Genomic DNA, 23,747 nt, shown 5'->3' on the forward strand with positions numbered 1-23,747 from the left:
TGCATCGGTCATAGGACGTTAATTCCGTTATCGTCTCATGACCTCAGCACACTAAAAATCTGACAGGCTCGATCAATATCCATTTCACCCTTACACCTCCGACTGACACTTATGTCAACTTCCTCACTCAGTACTTGAAATACAATTTTCCCAATCCAGGTTTATTTCCCTCTTTTTTTGCAGCCCTGCTTCTGGCCGGCAAATCCACCTTTTTCACATCTCGCCACCCCAAAGCCTGAAATATCCCTTCAGCCATTTTCACAAATGGCATAAATTTTCGGGAGATATTAAATGTTACGACAGAGTAAAACACAAACCCGATCAGCCCTCCCCCGCCCATCAATTCCGCAAATCCCTTCCAATCACCATCGCGGTTGGCAAAGAAAATAATTGCCATAACACCACATGAACCCAAAAAAACAAATGAAAAAGCTATCATAAGCCATTTAATAGAATTTTTATAATGTGCAATCCTCCCTCGAGAACAGTGCGGATAGAGAGCAATAGTGCGATCATTCGGCTTGAGCACCGCAAAAGCTCGATATGTACCATCTCGCATCAATTCAGCGGCCACCTCTACTTCGTCGCCATTCTTGAACGGTGACCACATCAACCATCCCGTTACTTTCTTACCATCAAGCTCGAATGCGACCTTATCGGCCTCTTCCTTGGTTCCAGCCAGGGACGCCAGCCCGATTGCTCCACCAGAGCCAGCCAGTGCTGCTGCTACTGCCGTAAGCCCCGCCGTCGAGCGATCGGCATCACTCAAGAGAAAATCTCCCGTTGCTCGCTCCTTGCTGAAGTTACTCACTGTTCCTCGCAATACCACTACTCGACTGTTATCCATGTACGCTCCTCCCCGTTTTGCCCTGCCTTACCTTTTCATCCGGCTCTTCAGACTTGAAGCCAACTGCTACTAACGCCTTATCGAAGGCCTCGTCTTGCCTCTTCAAATCCGCTACTACTTTATATTTCCGCTCCATCCCAAACACCGAATCGAGCATGGCGTTCTGCAAATCATCATTGCTTAGCGCCCAAACCACGACTTGAATAGCTATAACGGCGACCTGAATTTCCCAACTGGCCATAAACAAAAGCACCCTGCCCACCACCATGGCTCCAGCCCGTTCCGCAGCAACGGCTGCGGCTTCCTGACCTGCAGCAATGGCTGCCTTGCGCGCCGCCGCATCGACAATGCCTTGCCCGACACGATCGAGGACGACGATACGAATTTTTCGGCCAGTAACATTCGATGCGATGCGCTTGAAGAATGGCGCGGATGAACTCAAAGCGGTTAAACCAAATGCCACCGTGGCGCCGAATCCGAGAATGGCCAAAAACGCACTGCGCTGTGTGAGCTTGGGCCGTAAGAACTTCCTGTTCGTCGGCTTCGATATCGGGGACGAGCGCGCTATCGCGATGTATGGTCTGATCGGGGCCAACGAGATCAACTCGCGCACTTACCTCGCATGCGCCGTGGACCATATCACTGATTGACCAGCAGTCGAAGCGGCCGCAACGGGTGACCGGCCGGCACAAAGTCGTCCAGCTTCACCGTCGTGAACAGCGGTTCTTACATTTCGTCCATTCCACGTATCGCTCTCGTCTGTCCAAGTTCATGAACACGATATCTCTAACAAACCGCCCACAGCAGCCGTTTACCGTATCCAATTTCAACACCCTGCTAGAGTTTTTTGATAGCACGTTCTGCAGACATCGCCTTATCCTGCGACCGGTCGACCACGAGTCGCTTGAGTTTCGGGTTCTTTTTTTCAAGCTGCTTCAACCGGCGCAGCCGCGGAGAGCGACAGCCCGCCGAATTTCGTCCGTCAGTTGTAAAACGTCCTGTCGCTGCTTCCCATCTTGCGGCATACCTCCGCGCGACGGGCGTGCCCAGCTCGGCCTGCTTCAAAGCGTATGCGATTTGCTCTTCGGTAAACTTGCTCGTCCTCACGGCATGACCTGCTGGTCGTCGTTGCAACATCATGCCAGAATTTCCCGGTTCCAAACGGAATGGTTTGCCGGGCTAGGGCCACATACGCCATCACCACCAAGCAAATACCATAAATTCAATATTTAAAGTATAAAATACCTAAACCTAGCCTCTTTTCCGCTTCTCTTGCCAATTTACTTCTCCCCGGCAAATTAATCTCCGCAGTATTCAGCCACCCCAGCGCACGAAAAATTCCTTCGGCCATATCAGAGAACGGCACAAACCTCCTCGCAATACTATAGGCAATGACACCATAAATCAAAAATACACCCAATCCACCACCAATCAACACAATAAAAAATTCCCTCCACATCCCCTCCCTCCAGAATGCAAATAACATGACGAAGAAATAAATTGAAAATATCACAGAGAATCCCCTCAAAAACCACTTAAAAGAATTTCTAAAATGCGCCCTTTTTCCACGAGAACAATGAGGATATAGCGCAATCGTGCGATCCGAAGGTCTCAGAATCGCAAAAACACGGTAGGTTCCATCTTTCGATGGTTCCGCCACCACCTCTACCTCTTCTTCATCTTGAAACGGTGACCACATTAACCAGCCCGTGAAAAACTTCCCATCGAGTTCAAATTGAACCTTATCCGCCTCCTCTTTCGTACCAGCCAAGGACGCCAGACCAATTGCTCCGCCGGAATCAACCAATGCCGATGCGACCGCTGTAAGGCCAACTGCCGAGCGCTCCGTATCGCTCAGCAGGAAATCACCGGTAGATCGCTCTTTTTTGAAATTTTTGAGACGCCCACGAAGCACCACCAATTTATCAATATTCATATCACCGATCACCCGTGATCTTTAACAACATCCATTAACGAACCGTTGCCAACCTTAAACCCAACAGCAACTAACGCCTTATCGAAACATTTATTTTGATTTTTATATCGCCAATTTTTGTATTTTTAGATAACCAAAAAGTAGAATTTAGAATAGCGTTTTGCAAATCATTATTACCCAATGATCAAATCACTACTCGAATTGCAATGGCAGCCACCTGAATCTCCCAACCAGCCATAAAAAGCAAGACCCTCCCCACCACCATCGCCCCCGCCCGCTCCGCAGCAATGGCGATAACTTTCTCTCCTATGGCAATAGCCACTTTTCGAGCGGTTGCATCAGCGATTCCCTGGCCGATACGATTCAAAATCGCAATCCGAATCTTATGACCAGTGATACTCGAGGCAATCCGCTCGAATAGCGTAGCTGAAGAACTTAGCATCGTCAGCCCCAAAGCCAAGGTCGATCCAATTCCAACTCCAGCTTTAACTGCATAAAGAAGACCGACAGCAGTCTTGCCATTCCTTTCTCGCTCGACGTATCGTCCGCCAATTTCTCGCGGTACTTCGCCCAATCGTGCTCGGTTCCCGTAACCGTGTCCTGGTTGAGCTTCTTCGCGCGATCCTGCTCGATTCTCGGCCGCGTTACTTGATGTAGCTTGCACGGTAAAGGGCGTCGACGTCGCGATGCGACTGACGTCACGCTCCGTGATTGAGAATCCCCCCTCGATACCCGCGACCGTTCGGGTGGGGCAATCCGGGGGGTATTGCGACGACGGTCGCGCCGCTCGTCGGCGACGCAGTGGCGCAATGGATCGGAGCGCCGTCGCACAGCTAGACGGCGCCCCGCACAGTTGTGTACTTCACGGCGAGCGCGGCGCTCGTCATCGCATTCGCAAACGCCGAGCGCAGACGATTTCTGTCAATACTTAAAATACAATTTTCCTAGCCCAGGCATTCCCTCAGTGCGCCTAGCAGCCCTGCTTTTTTTCGGTAGATCAATTCGTTCCACCCTCTCCCAACCCAACACCTCAAATATCCCTTCCGCCATATCAACAAACGGCATAAATTTTCTAGAAATATTGATTGCTATCAACCCATATATAATAAATGATCCCGCCGATGCCATGAAAATCAATTCAGCAACCCCCCACCAATCATCGTATCCTTTAATAAAATACATGAGTGATATGAGCGCCCCCATCGAGCACACCATAAAAATAAAAAACAATGCAAAAATTTTTGCAGCATTCCCAAAGAAAGCCCATCGCCCTCGAGAGCAATGCGGATATAACGAAATCGTCCGGTCTGATGGTCGAAGTACGGCAAATGTTCGATACGTTCCATCCCTCAATGGCTCCGCCACAACCTCTACTTCGTCACCATCCTGAAATGGAAACCACATCAACCAACCTGTGATTTTCTTCCCATCGATTTCGAATTGAACCCTGTCGGCCTCCTCTTTTACTCCCGCCAGAGACGCCAAACCGACCGCGCCTCCCGAACCGGCTAACGCTGACGCCACCGCCGTAAGCCCAGCGGCTGAGCGGTCCGAATCATTCAACAGAAAATCTCCGGCCGCACGCTCCTTTCGTAAATTTTCCAATACCCCTCTCAATATCACTGCACGACTCGTATCCATATATCATCACTCATCTATGCGATTTCGCCTCTTCCTTATCAGAAGCAGTGTCATCCTTAAACCCAACAGCCACCAGGGCTTTATCGAAAGCCTCATTCTGTTTTTTTAAATCTTCTGTATTTTTATATTTCCCGCCAACCCCAAAAATGGAGTCTTTTATTGAATTCTGAAGATCATCATTTCCAAAGTACCAAATAACAAATTGAAGCGAAATAATAGCAACTTGGATTTGCCAACTAGCCATAATCAGCAGACCTCTGCCCACCACCATTGCCCCAACTCGCTCTGCTGCTACGGTTGCGACTCGCTCTCCGGCTGCTATCGCGACCTTACGTGCCGCTGCGTCAGTGATACCTTGACCGATCCGATCGAGAATAACGATACGAATCTGCCTCCCAGTGATATTGGACGCAAGACGTTCAAAAACCGGTGCGGATGAGCTCAACGCCGTCAAGCCAAACGCCATTGTCGTGCCAAACCCGAGCATGCCCTTCATGAAGTAAAGAACACTAACAAGTCTTTCACCGCTTCCCCATTTTTCTATGGCGTCCAAGGTATCCAAAGTCGTCCCTACTCCAGCAGCCAGGGCCCCGCAATACCCACCAAAAATCTTCAGATTCTTGGCTCCTTCTTCAAACTTGAATGCTTCCAGAGGTTTGAGCGCAACCTCCGCCGCAGCGCCCGCCACCGAAAAACATGCGCCGCCCAATTCAGCCCAATCCCGCCCTTCCTTGTCGCTCTTGTTAATCAGCTTGATCAACCCGATCACTTCGATCAGCCCGATCACGCCCACAAGGCCGACACTCTCGCGCACCTTGAGCTTGCTCCAGCGATTGGCCAGCACGTTCGAGCCTTCGGTCTTGGCAACAGCCGACGTGGCCATCCGGAAGGCTTCCGGCGAACTGCGTCCCATTCGGCGCTGCGCCTGGTACTCTCCGAGGAACTTGCTCCGAAGCTGCGGCTCCACCTTGGCTTGCTGCAAGACGAGGTCCTTCACCTCTTCGCTCTTGATGCCGACCCGCAGCATGAACACGGACTTGATGATCGCCTCGCTCACGCCGTTTCCAAGGCCCATCAAATCGGCCCCCTTGTACGGAAAGCGCTGAAAAACAAGATGCCCGACACTGACGACCACCTTGTCGACGCCCTTGTCGTGCATTGCCTGATCAATGGCGTTGAGCTGTTTGGCCTGCTTGCTCATTTCGTCCATCTTCGTGTAAAACTCGGCGAACTTCTTCAGCTTTTCGGACGTTTCCGCGAATACGTTGAATCCTTCGCCGACCGTCTCCAGTACGACGTTCTTGTTCGCCTCCGCCTTCGCGAGCGCAAGCTTCAGCGCTTCCTTCGATTTCTTCTGGTTGCTCGCCACCATTCGCCAAACGAGGCTCTCCGGCTTCGTCGGATCCAGGCGATCGATCAGCTTGTTCAATGCGGCCACGCCGCTTCGCTCGGCGCTCAATCCGACGATCGCATGGAAAATGGCAAACTCGAACGCAATCCCGTCGAAGCCGTTCTCTTCGTGATAATCCTCCAGCGCCGCCAGGAAAAGCGGCGCATCCAGCCAGTTCGCGACATCCGCCGTCCGCTGCGCGAGCAACGCTTGCTTCTGGTCCTGGATACGCTGGTACAGGATGCGAAAGACGTCGATACGTTTGACGTTCCCGTTGGACGCCCCCTTCTTGCCCGACGTATCGTCCGCCAATTTCTCGCGATACTTCGCCCAATCGTGCTCGGTTCCGGTAACGGTGTCCTGGTCGATCTTTTTCGCGCGATCCTGCTCGATTCTCGGCTTGGCCTCGACATACTTGCGCGCTCTCGCCATCGCATCCTGATAGGCCGGCGAAGACGGCGCCGCGCGAAACTGCGTGATCTGTCTGGCGTATGACGGCGGTACGCCGTTTTCCCCCATCCACTGATAGTCGCTCCAGAACCGCTGATCCGCCGGAGTCTTCGCCGCCGCCTTTTGCTTCGCGACGGCATCCGGGTAATACCAGCTCGTGCTGCCCGGCGTGGCCGGGCTATGATCGAACGTCGCCTTTCTGCGCGCACCGGCTTCCACCGCGAGCTTCGCCTGATCGATCCATTGCAGCGCGTTGATTCGGAGCGCCTGCTCGTCGCAATACTGCAGAAAGCGCGCCTGCGCATCGTTGCGGAAGCCGTTCAGTTCGTGCGTGATCCCGATGCCGTCCCACAGCGCCACCATCATCGGCACGCACGGCGCACCCTTTGCGTTTCGGGTACTGCCCTCCGCGTGCTTGACCGTTTCCGCGGCCGGGCTCAGCTTTGCACCCGCCGCAGCCTTGTTGCGCATGGTCCATGGGTAGCGCGACGTACAAATTTGCAGGCGAGCGTCGCGAAACGCGCCCAAGTCCCCGTAGCTGACCGCCTCCGGCAGTTCCGTGCTGAGCAAGCCGACGGGTTCGCCTTTCGCCGTGGTCGCGACAGCAGGCGCGTGTTCGATGACACGCTGCAGATTGGCCTCCGTCAGCGGCGCCGAATACGGCCCCGGCTTCGGCGCCGATATCCACTTCGAAGGCTCGATCAGTTGCATGCGTTTCTTGCGCAGACTCGCGGCGTTCGCGTCGTTGCCGCCGTAACGCTTAACCGTGTCTTGGCTCCACGGCCATTCGCTGAACGCGATCCAGACATTGCCGCACTGATGTGGTTTCTCGATGACGAGATACTGGACACGCGACGCGCTATGCCCCTTTCGCTGACAAGCCTGTGGAGCGCTCACCCGCTTCACGCTCGCCGTATCCAGCTGCTTCCAGAGCGTGCCGTCCGGCGCGACTGAATACACTTCCCAATGAAACGGGCCGCGAGGGCCCGATTCGTAGAGCAAATAGACGAAGCCCTCGCGGAGTTGACGCAAGCCGTACTTGCTTTGCGTGAGCGCCACGCCCGTGACGCTCTTGTCGTCGAATGGTCCGAGCGCTGGCGCGTCGAAGGTTTTTGGCACCACCGCGTAGCGCGACGGATAGACCGCCAGCCCCTGAAGCTTGCAAACGTCGCAACGATCGTCGCTTCCCGCCATTTTTATTCCTCGATCAATTGATGTATGCCGCGGTGCGCCTTGCGGATCTCGTCCCATTGAGTCCCGTCCAGTTCGGCAATCGCTCTGCTGTAGTAAACGTCCTCGGGACGGTCGCGCAACAACGCCTGCGCCAACGGATGCAGATCGAAATCCGGCCCCGACTCGAGTGCGTGCAATGCAAACAGTTCCAAATCGGCCGGATCGGTCAAGCCATATTGACGCGCACGGCGCACGCTTTCGTCGAGCCGAACGAAATCGTCGTACCGCACGACACCGCCGCCGGCGCGCATCCGCGCCCACGCCCGGTTGATCGGCCGGACATGCGATAGTGCGATCCATTGCGCGTCGTCGAATCCGAGAAAACGCGCGTGTGTCGCGGCAAGTGCGGTCGCCGCGGCGCAGACGTGATCCGTCAACTTCCCCCAGCGATCCACGGTGCACCATCGCGCAATTGGCCCCAGCAGACGGGCGCGTTGATCATCCCGGCACACGCGCCATACGCCCTCGAAAGCCGCGGGATCCGCCAATCCCAGCAGCCTCTGCCCCGGACGATCCGATCGCTGCTGAATCGCCACGTTTTCGATATGACGCGCGATATCGGCCAAAGGCGCACCACTGAACAGCAGCGCGCCGATACGATGGCCCCGCCCTTCGATCAACGAATCGGGCCGCCAATCTTCGACGGCTGCGCGCAGCGCGATTCGACAAGCATCGACTGACTGGCCGCGCTTGAAATCCAGCTCGATCAGCGACGGCCAATAGTCGCGATCGATCTGGCCGGGGCGCAGCTGAACGTCGACCTTCGCATGAGCGCCACCCGCATGCAGTGCGCCCAATACATCGGATCGGGCCTCATGCAATATCGCCGGCCCCATGAGCACCACGATACGCGTGGCGCCGCCTTGCGCTGCGCACCGCTGCTGCAGTTCGGCCAGCAGGACCTCGACAGGGGAAACCGATTCGGCATCCGCAATCGCGTTGCCCGGCTGCGCTTCCCAAAGCGGGTATGTATCGGCCATGGCTTATAGATCGGCGAATGCGGCGCTGGACGAAATCATGTCGCCCATCGTCTGCGGACAATCCTTCGAAGCACCCTTGCCCAACGCGTTCTGCGCCCCCGCGCTCTTCGGCCCCGTCAACTGATGCGCCGCCGCCTTGAAATCCGCGCGCCCCGGCGCGCCGACGACGATGTCGTTGCCTTCCATCTTCAGATACGCCTTCGCCGCGCTCAGCAGGACGCGCTGTTGCGCCTGCACGGACGCGCTGCCCTGCGCGCTCGCGAGCGTCACCGCCTTCTGCGCGCTCGCGCTCAGCTTGCCGGCGTTCTGCGCCTGCACGCTCACCGAACCGGACGCCGCGTGCAACGCGATGCCCTGGCCGGCAACCGGCCGCCCATCGCCCGCCGCGCCCTGCGTATACAGCGAGACGCCGTGATTCGCGACGACGCTCGTCTTGCCCTTCGCCGTCAATTGCACGTCCTGTCCGGCGCTCAGCACCGTCTCGGTACCCGACACCCACACGTGGCTCTTCGCCGACATCGCGGCCAGCCCCGCCTCGCCGTGCGCGACGAGATGCGGCTTGCTCCACGCGACCGCGCTGCCGCTCCCGCCGCCCGCCGTGTCGCCGCCCCCTCCTTCTCGCGTCGCGCCGATCGCTTCGCGGCTCTGCTCGATGCCGTCGACTGCAGGCAAAGGCTTGCCCGCCGCCGCCCCCGTCGACGTCGCGCCCGCTCCGCTCGCCGCCTCAGGCACCGCGCCGCCCGGCTCCGCGCCTTGCTTTTGCGCGAGCTCCGCGAGGCTTTGCAACGTCTGGCGATGCTGCGCGAGCACCTGGCTCGGCGCGCTCGCATCCATCTGACTCACGCCGGGCGCCGTGCTGATCAAGAGCCCCGCGCCGCCGCGCAGTGCGCCGGCGCCATCCGTCGCCAGTTCCGCGCCATAGCCGCGATCGGCCTGGCGCTGGTTGTCCTGCGTCTGCTTCATGTGCCCGAGCGTGAGCCCGCTGTTGCGGTCCGTCGTGTACAGACGCGCGCTCGACTGGCCGGCCGTATCGTCGAGCATGAATTGCCGATAGCCGCCCGTGCCCTGCTGGCTCATGCTCATGTCCTGCGTCTTGAAGCCCGTGAGCACCGCCGCGTGCGTATTGCCGGCAAACCATGCGGCCGCATTGCCGGTACTGCCGCTCGGGCCTCCCGCCTGCGCGTTGTGCTGCGCGTCGGCATTGCCCCGGCCGTTGTAGAGCGCGGCCACCGCAACCGGCCGGTCGGGCTGGCCTTCGAGCCATTCAGTCCACACTTCCTGCCCGACGCGCGGCACGCTCACGCCGCCCCAGTTGTCGCCGCCCACGGGCGTCAGCATGCGCGTCCACGTGCCGGCGCCTCGGTCCGCCGGCGCATTCGCCGCATGCGGATGATCTTCGCGGCTCGCGGCATTCCGGCCGCGCTGCGCGTGATGCTGAATCCGAATCCGGTGATCCCGGTCGGTGTGAACGGGATCGCCCGCGCCCACGGCGATCGCCGTCTGCGCCCCCGGCATCACGGCGACCGGGTGCATGCGCGCGCCATGGCCGGACGCGGCGAGCGGCCGATACGCCTGCTCGGCGGGCAACGCGACGAAGCGATTGCGATAGACAGCGTCGTCCTGCATCAGCGATCCGCCGTGATGCGTGTCGGCGCCGAGCGCCGCATTCAGCGCGCTCGCGGGACCATACGGCGCCGGCGCGGCATCGGCGATCGACGCAATCGCGCCGAGGCGCTGTTCGATCGCGCTGCGCACGGTCGCATCGACGTTCGCGCGCGCCGAATGCTCGACGCGCAGACAGATGAACGCATCCGATGCGCCGAGCGTCGGATGATGCGCAATCGCAAAACGCAGCCCAGGCCGCAGATCGCGGCGCGTGCCGCGGCCTTCGCTCTGCAGCGCGGCCACGCGCTGCGCATCGAGTTGCTGCTGCGCGCGCCGGTCTCCGATCGCGCCAGTCTGGTATGCGTACGGGCCGGCGACGTCGCGGTCCTCGCCCGGCGCGACCGCGCCGTTCGCGCGCGCGCCCGTCGGCCGCGTCGACAGGCTGCGGTGATCCCAGCTCGCGCGCGCGACGCTGCCGATCCGCCAGCGCCGCGCGTGCATGAAGTGCTGGATGCAGCCTTGCGGATCGTCGTCGCTCGTCTGATGGAAGCCGACGAGCTCGGGTTCGTCGGGCGCGAAGCGCTGATTCGAATCGGCGAGCACGAGCGTGTGCTTGCCGAGGCTCGACGCACGCGCGTCGCCTTCGTGCTCGAACCAGTAGAAGATGCCTTCCTCCGCCCAGAGGCGCTCGAGGAAGTCGAAATCGGATTCGCCGGCTTGCGCGGTCAGGCTGCGCTTCGGGTACTTCGCCGCATCCGCGAGCGCCCATCGCCATGCGGGCGCGATCGCGCCGCGCGCGTAACGGCGGAACACCTGTTCGCTGATCTCGACGACGCTCGCGTTCAGATAGTTGTAGCTGTCGACGCGCTGCCGCAGCAGCGTGAGCCACGGCTCGACGACGAGCCGCACGCGTGCGAGGCCGCCGTTGTAGCCGACGAGCTCGGCGGCGATCACGTGGCCGTGGAACGGCCGGCGCGCGTCGCGCCCTTCCTGCGCCTGCCATTCGATCAGGATCGGCGCGCCGATCAACTGCGCGAGCGGCAGCGACGGATTCTCGGCGAGCGCGGTGAGCTGAAAACGAAAGCCCCCCTGATCGAGTGCCTCCCAGCCATGCAGGCTTTCCGCGACGAGCGCGTTCGCGCCGAGCGGCGTCGTGATCCAGAGAAAGCGGTCGTGTTGCGACCAGCCGCCGAAGAGTGCTTGCAGAACGTCAGTTGGGATCGACATGGCTCGTTCCGTTCAATAGGCCCGGCGCGCGATGCTTTCGCGGGGCGGGTTCGGGTGTTGGGGCGCGGCGCGGCGAGCGCTTGCGGCTCGATGCGCGGGTTGTTCGTCGATGCGCAGGAGCGAACTCGATTTGTCGACTATCGGCGCGCGCCGGGTCCGAAACGCTCGCCGTTCCTGGCGCTCGTTTTCCGCGGTGGATTCGCGCGTTGTCGTCGCGCGCACGGATGCATGCACGAACACAGGCGCACGAGACGTTGTGGGTCGCAGCGAGAAGCGAAAGATGTCGGTGTCGAAATTCATCAATAGTCCATTCAGCATGCAAATACTCGATACCTTCATCGGGACGACGCGCAGCGGCCGCCGTTCTGCGACGGCAACGCGATACGCACGCGTCCTGTAGGGCGGTGGAGGACGCAATAGCTTACGCCGTAAACCGCGCCCGGCGCGGTACCGCTCGGAATCACCGCGAAGTAGTCAACCATCCCGACATCGAGCGCTTTCGGCGGTGTCAGCACATCCGCTCCATCGATCGACTGCCCGTAGGCGATGCACTCGTCACGCGTCAGGTAAACAGGCTTCGCATCGTCCGGCACACGCGCCTCTCTATAGTTCTCGCCCTGCGTCGTCGCGCCGGTCGAGTACGCGACGCCGACGAATTCGAACCGCACGGCTGGCTTGAATCCGTCGCCCTCATGCTCGGCCGCGCACGCACATCGTACTTAACGCCGAGTGCTGGCAAACTTGGCAGCAATTCGACAGCGCCGATACTCACAACAATTAGCGTCTCATCATCCAAGCGATTCATCGTCCCCGCGGGCAAGGATCGCTGTCTTCCTTGAGCAACGCCACGCGCGTCCCACCGCCGGGCTTCTCGCGCACGCAAAAACCGCCCTTGTATATCCAGGTTCCGCTCTCACTGCTCGTGATGAGCGCAAAGTTGTACCACTTGTCGACGTCTCTACCGTGCGGATTCTGTAGACTCCGTCGATGAAAAGACGGTCCGTCGCTGCGAATCCGCGCACATCGTCATCATGGTCGCGCACGTGCTTTGACACATGCACGCACGTGCAACGCGGAGTTCGCATCGTACGTGTGGGGCATGCAGCGTTTCGCATGTCGTGAGGCGCATATCCGGCCTCTGCTCACACCGTCATCTTCCGCTAGAGCACGCGTCCTTGTTTTCAGAACGCAGTACGACGCGCCCGCTTTCGCCCTGCTTTCCGGATATGCAGAACGTTCCTCTATATATGGGGCCCTCGGCCTTCCCTCCTGGCATGACCGCGAAGTTGTACCACTTGCCGACATCGAACCGCTTTGGCGGCGTCAGCACTGTTGCCCCGGGAATCGACTGACCGTAAACAATGCAGTCGCCACGCTTAAGATAGACGGGTGGAACGTTGTCCGACACTTCGACTTGCCAATAAATGACATCGGGACTAACTGGCCCCGTGGCTCGACTCACGCCAATGAAACCGAGCCGCATTTCGGCTTCCCCTTCGTCGCTCGTCGGAATACACGCCGCCGGCTTACCATCGATGCGCTTGACATCCAAAGGCACCGGGCCTCGAGACATCGCTCCCGCTTGCGCAACACACCCGCACCACAATACGCCAATCACACTATTTCGGAAGATTCGATGCATCCTTGGGATCCTGTAGAAGTGGGGCCAGCACTTGGCGAAGTTGATTCTTGCTTCCTGGTTGCGCATGAATCAATTCAGCTCGATTGTCCACGACAATGAGCGCAAAGTAGTCTGATACAAGATTGCCTTGCTGCTCCATATTGAAGTCGCTGAAGACTTGCCCGGGCTCGATTTCGTACCGATACGCGCTCTCGCCGCGAATCGTCACGGTGAGCGCATGCCAGCGTACGGCATATCCTCGTTGATGTTGCCAAACGTGCGTCATTTCGTGCATGAACCAACCCCGCCTCGGATACTCCTCGCTGACAATCGAAAAGTCCTCCACGAAATCCTCTTCGCGGAAATACATCGTATTGTTCGGCGTCACGGCCGTATGCTTGCTCTGCAAGTTGAACCAGAAATAGCTGCCCTTGTGCACGCGCACCGCGCTGTAATCGATGCTGTCCTGAAACACGGTTTTCGCCATCTCGATCTCGCCTTCAGTCAGCGGCCGGCTCTCACCCTTGACCGTGACCGATTTCTCCGAGCTGCCCACCAGCGTGTCGTTGGTGCCGATGCCCTTGATGTCGACCTTCACCGCCGGCGGCGGCACATCCGACGTTCGCCCGCAGCAGTCGACGACCTGCGTCGGCGTGAGCGTCGCCGACTGGATCGCCGTCGGCCCGTCCGTCGACACGCGCTCGGTTCTCCCGTTGTCGTCGGTCACGCCCGACACGGTCGAGCCATCGGCAAGCTTCAGCTTGTACGCGACGTTGCCGAGCGGCTCGCCGTTTTCGTTGACGAAGCGAATCTGTTCGTCGAACAGCGCGAGCGGCGCGGGAACCGGCAGCGGCGGCAGCGAAACGCTCTGCGCCGCCGGCCCCGGAAACGGATGCGCGCCCGACTTCACGAGGAACTGCCCCGGCGTCTCGACCGTGATGTCGCCGCCCTTCAGCGTGATCCGGTTCGGCCCCTGCTGCAGCACGATTGCGTCCTTCGCGAGCACGTCGATGCGATCGTCGGTCGACGTGATGCGCACCGACTGATCCGCGAGAATCTCCATCGCCGACGTATGCGCCTCGACGCTCACCGGCCCGTCGCTCGCGATTGCCCTGAGGCCGCCCGCGGCGGCGTACAGGCTCACCGCATCGCCTGACGCGGCCGCGACCGTCGCGGCGGCCGCCACGTGCGCATCGCGCTGCGCGGTCAAATGCACGTGCTGCGCCGCATACGATACGGCGCTGTGCGGCGTCGTCAACACGATGTTCTCCGGCGACTCCATCAGCACCGCCGGCGCGGCGAAGCGCTCGACCGGCTCGCCGCCGTCACGCTGGGCGCCGCTCGACTTCGTCGCGCTCTGCCCGTTGACCGCGCCCGTGTACTTGCCGTCCTGCGCCGGATCGATCGCCTTCAGGAAATCCGCCTGCGCGGCATTGGCGGCCAACCCGCCCGCATGCGCCGCGGCGGCGGATTCGCTCATGCCCTGCGCGGTCCGCACCGCCTGCTTCAGTTGTCCGACGCTTTCCGCGACATCCATCTGCGTCGACGTCGCGAGCCGCCGCGCGGTGCTCGATACGAGCACGCCTTCGCCCGCACGCACGACGCCCCATCCCTGGGTCGCAAGCTCGAAGCCTTCGCCGCGATACGCGCCGCGCGTCGAGCCCTGCTGATCGATCAGATAACCCTGCGCGAGCCGGCTGTTCGCGGTCGAGTTGCTCAGTTCGTGCCGCAGTTGTCCCGCAGCGTCGTCCATCACCCAGCGGCTGCCGGACTGGCCATCGAGCGTTTGTGTCTGCAGGCCGGTCAGCGTGCCCGGATGGTTCGCGTCGCTGCCTTCGCCCGCCGCGAACGGCGGCTGCACGCGCCCGCCGTAGACCTGGCCGAGCACGACGGGCATGTCGATGTTGCCCGACTCGAAGCCGATCACCACTTCCGCGCCGACGCGCGGCGTGAACGCATGCCCGAAATTCGGCCCGGCCGACGATTCGGCAACGCGCACGAGCACGCCCGAGCGATGATCGCCCGGCGCGTGCCCGGCCGGATTCGAGCGGCTCGCCGTGTCGGTCAGGCCGCCGGGCAGCGGAGCTGCGCCGCGCATCCACGGAAACTGCACGCGCACCTGATGATCGCGCGTGCTGCTGACGCGGCTGCCGGGCTCGCCGACGACGATCGCGGTCTGCACGCCGTGCACGATCGGCCGATCGCGATGCAACGGCACGATCGGCGTGCCCTCGGGTACCGCGACGAAGCGGTTGCGGTACAGCCCCTTGTCGAGCTCGCCGCGCCCGAGCAGCGCGCCGATGTCGGCGCCGAGATTGTTGACCGCCTCGTGCTCGATTGACAGCGGCACGAACGTGATCGCACCGTCCAGATAACCGGCGAGCGTATGGACCTTGCCGATCTCGAGCGTGCGCGACGAGCCCGCGCCATAGTGGACCCGCTTCGGCAGGCGCAGCGCGTCGAGCCGCTGCTCGGCGAAGCGCTGCGCGTCGTCGATCGTATCGAAGCGGCCCGCGCGCTGGCCGTCGTAGATTTCGCGCACGGGCAGCACGGGCGCCTTGTCGTCAGGCTGCTGCTGCGCGTGCCCCGCGAGCGCGAGCAATTCGTCCGCCTTCCAGCTCGTCGCGACGACCCGGTCCGGCACCATCTGATGGCGTTCGGAGAATTGCGTGATCACGCCGTCCGGATCGCCGACGTCCTGCAGGTTGTACGCGATCGTGCTGCCGCGCGGAAATTCCGCGCGACGATCGAACACGGCGACCGTGTGATCGCCCGACGCTTCCTTGCCTGCATCCTGCGCATGCTCGATCCTGAACGACAGGCCGGCTTCGGCAAGCTGGCGCAACACGAACGCGTCGTCGGTCTCCCGGTACTGGCCGCGCAGGCTGAAGTTGCGCAACGGCTCCGTCAGCTCGTAGCGCCGGCGCGCTTCCGGATAGTCGCCGAACACACGCTCGCAGATGTCCTTCGTGTCGACGTCGACGAAATACAGGCAATTGCGGCGCAGGCGCAGCAGCGCGAGCCACGACTCCATCGTGATGCGATAGCGAGTGATCTCGCCGTCGCTGTCCGCGTAGGCCGCGTGCGTCACGTAGCCGTTCCAGCTCCGTTCGCCCGCCCCCGTCGCGAGACGCAGCCGCGCCGCGTGGCCGATGAGCGGCGTCAGATCGAGAAACGGCTCGCTCGACAGCACGTCGATCTCGAAGCGGAACGATTCGTTGACGCCCTCGCGCCCATGGAAACGTTCGACCACGAACGCGCCCGGCATCGCAGTGTCGATCCGGATGTGGCGGGTGGTTTGAGAATAGCCCGTCAATGCGGCGACTAAATCCATGTCAGTTCCCAGTACTCGTGTGCGCTCGCGCTCGGCGATCGCGTTCGATGCGCGTCATTGCGCGTGCTTCGGCCGGTGCGCGATCGCCGGCCGCGCTTGCGTGCTCGCTCATTGGAACAGTACGCCGATGCCCTTCATGTCGACCTGGCGTTGCATCTGCATGCGCATGCCCTCCATTTCCTCCTGCACTGTCGGCACGCGCGGCTGGTCCCAGCGCACGCCGTTCACGAACACGGTTCGCCAGCGCAGGAAGCCCCACAGGAAATAGAACTCGCGGCCGCTGGTTTGCAACGCGAGGCCGCCCGTCACTTTCGGATCGGTGAGCACGGCGCTGTCCGTCGGCGCGTTCGGGTCCTTCGCGGCGCGCGCCTGCTTCGCGGACTGCATCGCGGCGTCGTAGCGCTTGAGCAAATCGGCTTGCTGGGCGGTGAGCGGGGAGCGGGGTTCGGGTTCGGGCTGCATTGCGATCGGCCCGAGTCCGGACGCCCCCGCACTCATCGCCTGCGCGATCTGCCACGGCCCCGGCGCGCCCGTTTCGGCGCGTTTTCTCCATGCGGCGTGCTCGCGCTCGAAGCTCGCTTGCTTCGACTTCAGCTCCTGGATCTGCTTGTAGTTCCAGACGTCGTCGTCATCGCCGAGCGGCTTGAACCATGCTCGCGAGTCGTGCATGTAGTTGTCGTACAGCGCGCTGATCGGCGCTTCGGGCGGGCCCATGTTCCAGTCGCTGCGGACTTGCTGCCATTGCTCCCATTTTTCTTGAAGCTGGGCGCGGACTAGTTCTGTCACGCGATCACCGGCCTTTCTCACCCCGTAAATAACTTCAGGACGAGTACTGAAGACGATGACCCCCGGCAAAAGAACGGCCGAGACGGATGCGACAATTTTAGGATTGTCTCGAGCCACTTTCGCTCCAAACTTCTTTGCATAATGGGCCACACTCGGGCCTCCCTCCTTTTCAATCTCCAGCAGATCTTCCCATTCCGCCCTTAATTCCTTATTCGCACTGTCGATATCCATAGCGTCTTGCGGACAATTCGCCTGCGCAGCCTTGAAACTCGGCTGCAAGCTCATATCCTTGAGACGCATCCTGCGCCAGCGCAGATACAAACCATAATGAGCTCGCATCAAACCCGCTGTCCCATGCTCCTTCGCGTAATAGTAGCCCTCACTTGCCTTGACATAGGCAGTAAAGGCTTGCTTGAGTCCAGCGGAGATCTTAAATACATCGGCCGCTTCCGACGTGATGCCCGGTCCTTGTATATCGAGCGGTACGCCGGCGATACGTGCCGCTCTATACATGTCAACGAGTGGAACTTGCGACAACTTATCGGCATCGCCTCGTCCTCGTCCCTGCTCGGCTGGTCCGTAACCACCCCCCACATCTGAGTGAACGCCGGGATACACAATTTCCTCTCGCCCTTCCAACGAACAGTCGATCAGATCGAGCGGAAACGAGCCGCGCGGCTCATGCGCAGCGACCATATGCACGCAGCGGCGGACATAGTGCGGCACCGCCATTAATTCCTTACGCGCCCAACCGCCGTGCCCATCGAAAAGTGTCGCGGCGGCGCTCTGCGCAATGCCGACTGACGCGACAGTATCGAAAATTCCAAGGAAATCGTACGAGACGGGAACACCACACAGGCTGAAATCGGATTCGAGTGCATCGACAAGCCAATTCGAAAACGTGCGAGCTTCCGCTGCACCCCGCGAAAATCCAAACACATAAAGGCGAATGCGCTGGATTCTCGGCTTGCCCTTAACAAGCATGTCGCCGACCCGCGCCTTCAACTGCGCACGACGATCGCCCAAAATCTTGCGGCGTCTACCGTCCCACGCCCGCACAGCCGCCGCCCATTTCGACGAATCCAGATCATCCTTTAACTGGGACCAGTTCGTATCCTTGTCCCACGTCAACTCCGCGCCGTACTGTTCGGCCGCGATCAACTTGAGCGCACCGATGCCAGGGCTCGATCGCGATTTAATGTCACCTGTACTACCAGGTTGGGGAGCATTTCCACCCAGGTCGATGCCCTTGAAGTTCATGTCTAGGCTCATCAACTTCACCAAATTCTTGTCGTCCACCCCGAGCGCGGTACTAAGACCAACACGGAAAGCACATTCGTGCACTGCATTATGGATTTGCAATAAGGCCCAGTTAATACGTCCTTCGCCAGCCCATCCGGCAGATGCGCCAGCCACGGCTTGAAGTCCGATACCATAATCACCGATTTCGCTTGAGAAAGGTGTCCCTACCCCAGCGACGTAAATGGACTTGTGATATCGATCTTGAGGAAACGCGTCCCGAAGGCGAGCCACGTTACTGTGCTTATGCCCTGACTTGTCCCTTTCCGCGTTGTTACGCGTACCGTCGAAGAAAATTCCGATGTGAAGAGTTTTACAACAACTCATACCATCGTCGTCATGAAGCCGCCGAAGAATCGCGTCCTTTTCTTCTTTCGTCACAACGCCTATGTCGGGGCGTTCGGCCGGAGCAAAGCGAAAATTCATGGCTTGATCCTTTTGTCAGGATTCTTGCATCGTGAATCACTGTTCAGCAAGGTAAAATCTCCTGGACATGCCTCACTTGGCGCTTGCAGCCCCTCGGGAAAGTCTGCAGCCCCCGGAAGCCACGGTGTTGCATATACCTTGATTCCTTCACCCGGGAAGAACAGAACCCACAGGTATCCGCCCGTAAATTCGCCGTATTTTTCCACTGGCACAGTTCTACTAGCCACCGATTCCGGGTTTTTCTTATACATCTCGTCGTTACGCCACTCCACCGTGACACTAAGCCCCGGATGCCACTTTTTTGGCAAAGACACACAGCAGGTGATGCCCCCGCCACCACTTCCGATCCGGGAAAACACGTTACCACCCCATACGCCATCAACGTAAAAAGTTCCAACAGGTATGTCCGTATAATTGAGCGCATCCAGCTTCAAACTCATCATGTCGTCGCCCGACTGCGCAACCGACTCATTTCCCGCGATGGCATTCTCGGACGAATGATCTATCGCGCGCGAACAACCTGTGCTCACAAGAAACACCATCAGAAATACCGCCAGTCTGATAAAAATCTTCATCGAGCCGAAATGCAAATTCATGACTTGATTCTCTTATCGGGATGAGGGCAGCGTGGGCCGTCGTTCAGCCGCGTGAAATGCTCCGGACACACGCTATCCGGCGCCTGCAGCCCTTCCGGGAACCCAGGAAAACCGGGCATCCATTGCGATGCGTACACCTTGATCCTGTCATTCGGGAACAACACCACCCATAGAAATCCGTCGGAGAAATGGTCGCACTTCTCGACGGAAACCACCCGGCTCGCCATCGCGTCCGGGTCCTTCTTGTACAGCGTGTCGTCTTGCCACCGCAACGTTACAGTCAGGCCGGGATGCCACTTACTTGGCAGAGACACGCAGCAGATAATTTGCCCTCCACCGCTACCTATACGCGACGGAACAGTACTGCCCCACGTACCGTCTACGTAAAACACGCCGATCGGCACATCCGTGTAGTTCAACGCATTCAGCTTCAGACTCATCGTGTCGTCGCCCGCCTGCGACACCGCCGCGCCTTTCCCGCCCGCCCGCGACGACACATCGCTCATCGCACGCGAGCACGCCGCAACACTGCCCGGCAGCGCAAGCAAGCACATCGACCGAACAATCGTTTCCATCGTCCGACGCCCAAGCACGATCAGCGTCAAACGCGGAATCCGGGATCGCATGGACGACGGCACCGTCCCACGCCATCCCCACCTTTCGCCGCACGTCATGACTCGCTCATTGGAACAGTACGCCGATGCCCTTCATGTCGACCTGGCGTTGCATCTGCATGCGCATGCCCTCCATTTCCTCTTGCACTGTCGGCACGCGCGGCTGGTCCCAGCGCACGCCGTTCACGAACACGGTTCGCCAGCGCAGGAAGCCCCACAGGAAATAGAACTCGCGGCCGCTGGTTTGCAACGCGAGGCCGCCCGTCACTTTCGGATCGGTGAGCACGGCGCTGTCCGTCGGCGCGTTCGGGTCCTTCGCGGCGCGCGCCTGCTTCGCGGACTGCATCGCGGCGTCGTAGCGCTTGAGCAAATCGGCTTGCTGGGCGGTGAGTGGGGAGCGGGGTTCGGGTTCGGGCGGAAGCCCGCCGACGGGCCCCAATCCTGTGGAACCTACGCCCATTGCCTGTGTAACCTGCAACGGGCTCGGCATGCCCATTTCGACACGCTTTTTCCAGGCCGCATGGGAGCGTTCAAAGCCAGCTTGCTTGGTCTTGAGTTCCTGAATCTGCTTATGGTTCCACACGTCGTCATCGTCGCCGAGCGGCTTGAACCATGCGCGGGAGTCGTGCACGTAGTTGTCGTAGAGCGTGCTGATCGCAGGTTCAGGCGGCCCCATGTTCCAGTCGCTGCGAACTTGTTGCCACTGCTCCCACTTCTCCATGAGTTGGGCTTGTACCAGTTTCACCACTTTGTCGCCAAATAGAACCGTCGCAGCGCTAACGCCCGGAACAAAAACTTCAGCAGCGACCGCGGCCGGAAGTAGAGACGTGGAGACGACGGCGGCCGTTTTCGGATTCTCGCCGGCCCATTTCGTAACAAACTTCTTTACATATCGGGTGATTGTCGGGCCACCAGCCTTCTCGACCTCCAGCAGATCGTCCCACTCCTCCTTCAACTCCGCGTTCGCACTGCCCACATCCGCTGCATCTTGCGGATAGCCTGCCTGCGCAGCCTTGAAGCTTGGCTGTGCATGCATGTCCTTGAGCCGCATCTTGCGCCACCGAAGATACAAGCCGTAATGGCAACGCATTAGGCCCGGCGTGCCGTGATCTTTCTCGTAATAATAGTTCTCACTTTTTTTTACGTAGGCGGCGAAAGCTTGCTTTAGTCCTGCTGAAATCTTAAATGAAGCGCTGACGTCCGCGCCGATACCCGGCCCGTTGATATCCAACGGCACCCCTGCCTTACGCGCTTCCCGGTACATATCAAGCAGCGGGACTTGCGAAAGTTTGTCGGTATCGTCCCGACCGCGCCCCTGTTCGCCCGGCCCATAGCCGCCGCCGACGTCCGAGTGAACACCCGGGTAGACAATCTCCTCACGACCGTCCATCGAACAATCGATAAGATCGAGCGGAAATGATCCACGAGGTTCATGTGCCGCCACCATGTGCACGCAACGCCGCACATAATGCGGCACGGCCATCAACTCCTTGCGCCCCCATCCTCCATGTCCATCGAATAACGTTGCGGCGGCGCTCTGGGCGATACCGACCGATGCGACCGTATCAAAAATGCCGAGAAAATCGTATGAAACCGGCACTCCGCACAAACTGAAATCGGGATCGAGCGCGTCAGCAAGCCAGTTCGAGAAAGTGCGAGCCTCCGCTGCGCCGCGCGAAAATCCGAATACGTATAGCCGAATGCGTTGCAGCTTCGGTTTTCCCTTGACCAGCAGATCACCGATACGCTCTTTTAACTGGGCACGACGATCGAGCAATACCTTGCGGCGCTTGGTGTCCCATTCTTGCACTGCCTCATTCCACTTCGACGAATCCAACTCGTTTTTGAGCTGCGCCCAATTCGAATCTAAATCCCAAGTCAGCTCGACACCATTCTGTTCGGCAGCAATCAGCTTGAGCGCCCCCACACCAGAATTGGCACGCAATTTGATATCGCCGATGCTTCCCGGCTTAGGCGACGTTCCGCCAAGGTTGATGCCCTTAAAATTCATATCGAGGCTCATCGACTTTACGAGTCCCTCGTGGCTCTTTCCTAACGCCGCCGTTAACGTCTGACCGTGAACATACGCATGCAAAATATCGTGAATCCAAAGTAGCGCCCAGTTAATTCGCCCTTCCCCCGCCCAACCTGCCGCAGCCCCTGCGGCCGCCTGTAGGCCAACACCGAAATCACCAATCTGCTCAACAAAAGGCGTACCGACTCCAGCAACGTAAATCGCTTGGTGATATTGATCTATTGGGAACGCGGCGTGAAGCCGTGCCACATTGCTTTCCTTTCGCGCGCTCCTATCACGATCAGCATTGTTACGCGTACCATCGAAGAAAATTCCGATATGCAATGTCTTACAACAAGTCATAGCATCATCTTCACGCAACCTCCGCAAAATCGCGTCCTGCTCGTCTTTCGTAACGAAATTAGCATCGAATCGGTCAGCGGATGCGAAACGGTAGCTCATGGTTTGATCCTTTTATCGGGCGCGGGGCATCGCGGATCACTGTTTAATAAGGTGAAATGTCCCGGGCAGGCCACATTTGGCGCTTGCAGTCCTTCTGGAAACCCTGGAAATCCCGGCATCCATTTCGATGCATAGGCCTTAATTTTCCCGCCTGGGAAAAATAATACCCAGAGGAATCCATCCGAGAAGTATTCATATTTTTCGACAGGAACCGCTCGACTTGCCAATGAATTTGGATCATTTTTATACATCTCATCGTCTCGCCACTCGACTGTTATATTCAATCCGGGGTGCCATTTTTTGGGCAGCGAAACGCAACAAAGGATGCCAATCCCACCGCTTCCTATGCGGGATCTGACATTCCCCCCCCAAGTGCCATTGACATAGAATTTCCCTATTGGAATCTCCGTATAGTTAAGCGCATTCAAGTTCAGACTCATCGTGTCGCCTTCCGACTGTGCGACCTCTTCGCCTTCCGTGGCGAGAGGAGCGGGCGCCCGATCTATTGCGCGCGAGCAACCGGCACCAGCCAGAAATACAATCAGAAATATGGTCAATCTAATAAAGGTCTTCATCGGGCCAACGCGCAAATTCATGACTTGATTCTCTTATCGGGATGGGGACAGCGCGGATCGTCGCTCAGCAACGTGAAGTGATCCGGACACGCGCTATCCGGCGCCTGCAGCCCTTCCGGGAACCCCGGAAATCCGGGCATCCATTGCGATGCGTACACCTTGATCCTGTCATTCGGGAACAACACCACCCATAGAAATCCGTCGGAGAAATGGTCGCACTTCTTGACGGAAACCACCCGGCTCGCCATCGCGTCCGGGTCCTTCTTGTACAGCGTGTCGTCTTGCCACCGCAACGTTACAGTCAGGCCGGGATGCCACTTACTTGGCAGAGACACGCAGCAGATAATTTGCCCTCCACCGCTACCTATACGCGACGGAACAGTACTGCCCCACGTACCGTCTACGTAAAACACGCCGATCGGCACATCCGTGTAGTTCAACGCATTCAGCTTCAGACTCATCGTGTCGTCGCCCGCCTGCGACACCGCCGCGCCTTTCCCGCCCGCCCGCGACGACACATCGCTCATCGCACGCGAGCACGCCGCAACACTGCCCGGCAGCGCAAGCAAGCACATCGACCGAACAATCGTTTCCATCGTCCGACGCCCAAGCACGATCAGCGTCAAACGCGGAATCCGGGATCGCATGGACGACGGCACCGTCCCACGCCATCCCCACCTTTCGCCGCACGTCATGATCCGCCCGCCCCGC

General features: G+C 59.4%; 18 protein-coding genes and 3 pseudogenes. 1 reads left to right on the plus strand and 20 read right to left on the minus strand.

Going from position 1 to position 23,747, the window contains the following annotated elements; genetic code table 11:
• Positions 1-127: 127 nt before the first annotated feature.
• Together BTH_RS35350 and BTH_RS35355 are read right to left on the minus strand one after the other, a co-directional pair.
• Positions 128-847, minus strand: coding sequence for a putative type VI secretion system effector (locus tag BTH_RS35350; RefSeq protein ID WP_201762943.1), 720 nt, complete (start codon positions 845-847; stop codon positions 128-130).
• Positions 840-1,337, minus strand: a complete 498-nt coding sequence (locus BTH_RS35355) for a hypothetical protein (RefSeq protein WP_223297062.1) — start codon at positions 1,335-1,337, stop codon at positions 840-842. Before BTH_RS35355 ends, BTH_RS35350 begins: the two co-directional genes overlap by 8 nt.
• Between BTH_RS35355 and BTH_RS34025 the strand changes: the two genes are divergently transcribed.
• On the plus strand, positions 1,330-1,497 hold the full coding sequence (locus BTH_RS34025) for a hypothetical protein (RefSeq protein ID WP_009951519.1): 168 nt from the start codon (positions 1,330-1,332) through the stop codon (positions 1,495-1,497). The two genes, BTH_RS35355 and BTH_RS34025, sit on opposite strands and share 8 nt — an antisense overlap.
• A 189-nt stretch (positions 1,498-1,686) precedes the next feature.
• Here the strand turns inward: BTH_RS34025 and BTH_RS32225 are convergent.
• The 18 genes and pseudogenes from BTH_RS32225 to BTH_RS26000 all read right to left on the minus strand — a co-directional run.
• Positions 1,687-1,954: pseudogene (locus tag BTH_RS32225) on the minus strand (transposase); the annotation flags it as partial.
• 115 nt (positions 1,955-2,069) lie between these two features.
• Positions 2,070-2,783 carry a putative type VI secretion system effector gene (locus BTH_RS32230; protein WP_201762942.1) on the minus strand — a complete coding sequence of 238 codons (714 nt, stop codon included), beginning with the start codon at positions 2,781-2,783 and terminating at the stop codon, positions 2,070-2,072.
• Between the two features lie 184 nt (positions 2,784-2,967).
• Positions 2,968-3,357: a hypothetical protein gene (locus tag BTH_RS35360; protein ID WP_223297063.1), complete on the minus strand. Its 390-nt coding sequence runs from the start codon at positions 3,355-3,357 to the stop codon at positions 2,968-2,970.
• Between the two features lie 347 nt (positions 3,358-3,704).
• Complete coding sequence (locus BTH_RS35365) at positions 3,705-4,424, minus strand: putative type VI secretion system effector (protein ID WP_223297064.1); 720 nt, start codon at positions 4,422-4,424, stop codon at positions 3,705-3,707.
• Positions 4,425-4,434: 10 nt separating this feature from the next.
• A complete protein-coding gene (locus tag BTH_RS25940; protein ID WP_009891761.1) occupies positions 4,435-7,458 on the minus strand; it encodes a T6SS effector BTH_I2691 family protein in 3,024 nt (1,007 codons plus the stop codon).
• 2 nt (positions 7,459-7,460) lie between these two features.
• A complete protein-coding gene (locus tag BTH_RS25945; protein ID WP_009891763.1) occupies positions 7,461-8,477 on the minus strand; it encodes a hypothetical protein in 1,017 nt (338 codons plus the stop codon).
• Positions 8,478-8,480: 3 nt separating this feature from the next.
• The gene (locus BTH_RS25950; protein ID WP_009891770.1) at positions 8,481-11,309 is read right to left on the minus strand and encodes a type VI secretion system Vgr family protein; all 2,829 of its coding nucleotides are present in this window, start codon (positions 11,307-11,309) and stop codon (positions 8,481-8,483) included.
• Between the two features lie 12 nt (positions 11,310-11,321).
• On the minus strand, positions 11,322-11,627 hold the full coding sequence (locus tag BTH_RS25955; protein WP_011402452.1) for a hypothetical protein: 306 nt from the start codon (positions 11,625-11,627) through the stop codon (positions 11,322-11,324).
• 17 nt (positions 11,628-11,644) lie between these two features.
• Positions 11,645-11,892 (minus strand): annotated as a pseudogene (locus BTH_RS25960) (paar motif family protein).
• A 376-nt stretch (positions 11,893-12,268) separates the two neighbouring features.
• A pseudogene (locus tag BTH_RS35780) lies at positions 12,269-12,455 on the minus strand (hypothetical protein); the annotation flags it as partial.
• Between the two features lie 4 nt (positions 12,456-12,459).
• The gene (locus BTH_RS35370) at positions 12,460-12,951 is read right to left on the minus strand and encodes a hypothetical protein (RefSeq protein ID WP_009909766.1); all 492 of its coding nucleotides are present in this window, start codon (positions 12,949-12,951) and stop codon (positions 12,460-12,462) included.
• Positions 12,929-16,264 carry a type VI secretion system Vgr family protein gene (locus BTH_RS25975; protein ID WP_009891777.1) on the minus strand — a complete coding sequence of 1,112 codons (3,336 nt, stop codon included), beginning with the start codon at positions 16,262-16,264 and terminating at the stop codon, positions 12,929-12,931. Before BTH_RS25975 ends, BTH_RS35370 begins: the two co-directional genes overlap by 23 nt.
• Before the next feature lie 108 nt (positions 16,265-16,372).
• On the minus strand, positions 16,373-18,775 hold the full coding sequence (locus BTH_RS32260) for a T6SS phospholipase effector Tle1-like catalytic domain-containing protein (protein WP_011402454.1): 2,403 nt from the start codon (positions 18,773-18,775) through the stop codon (positions 16,373-16,375).
• Entirely contained in the window at positions 18,772-19,371 is a 600-nt protein-coding gene (locus BTH_RS32265) for a DUF3304 domain-containing protein (RefSeq protein WP_011402455.1), read from the minus strand. Before BTH_RS32265 ends, BTH_RS32260 begins: the two co-directional genes overlap by 4 nt.
• Positions 19,368-19,925: a DUF3304 domain-containing protein gene (locus BTH_RS25985; protein WP_025404083.1), complete on the minus strand. Its 558-nt coding sequence runs from the start codon at positions 19,923-19,925 to the stop codon at positions 19,368-19,370. Before BTH_RS25985 ends, BTH_RS32265 begins: the two co-directional genes overlap by 4 nt.
• A 127-nt stretch (positions 19,926-20,052) precedes the next feature.
• Entirely contained in the window at positions 20,053-22,461 is a 2,409-nt protein-coding gene (locus BTH_RS25990) for a T6SS phospholipase effector Tle1-like catalytic domain-containing protein (protein WP_011402457.1), read from the minus strand.
• On the minus strand, positions 22,458-23,036 hold the full coding sequence (locus BTH_RS25995; RefSeq protein ID WP_009909777.1) for a DUF3304 domain-containing protein: 579 nt from the start codon (positions 23,034-23,036) through the stop codon (positions 22,458-22,460). The genes BTH_RS25990 and BTH_RS25995 overlap by 4 nt, the downstream gene beginning before the upstream one ends.
• Positions 23,037-23,053: 17 nt before the next feature.
• On the minus strand, positions 23,054-23,611 hold the full coding sequence (locus tag BTH_RS26000) for a DUF3304 domain-containing protein (protein WP_025404082.1): 558 nt from the start codon (positions 23,609-23,611) through the stop codon (positions 23,054-23,056).
• Positions 23,612-23,747: the final 136 nt, after the last annotated feature.

The organism is Burkholderia thailandensis E264, from assembly GCF_000012365.1.
In the GTDB taxonomy this organism is placed as follows: domain Bacteria; phylum Pseudomonadota; class Gammaproteobacteria; order Burkholderiales; family Burkholderiaceae; genus Burkholderia; species Burkholderia thailandensis.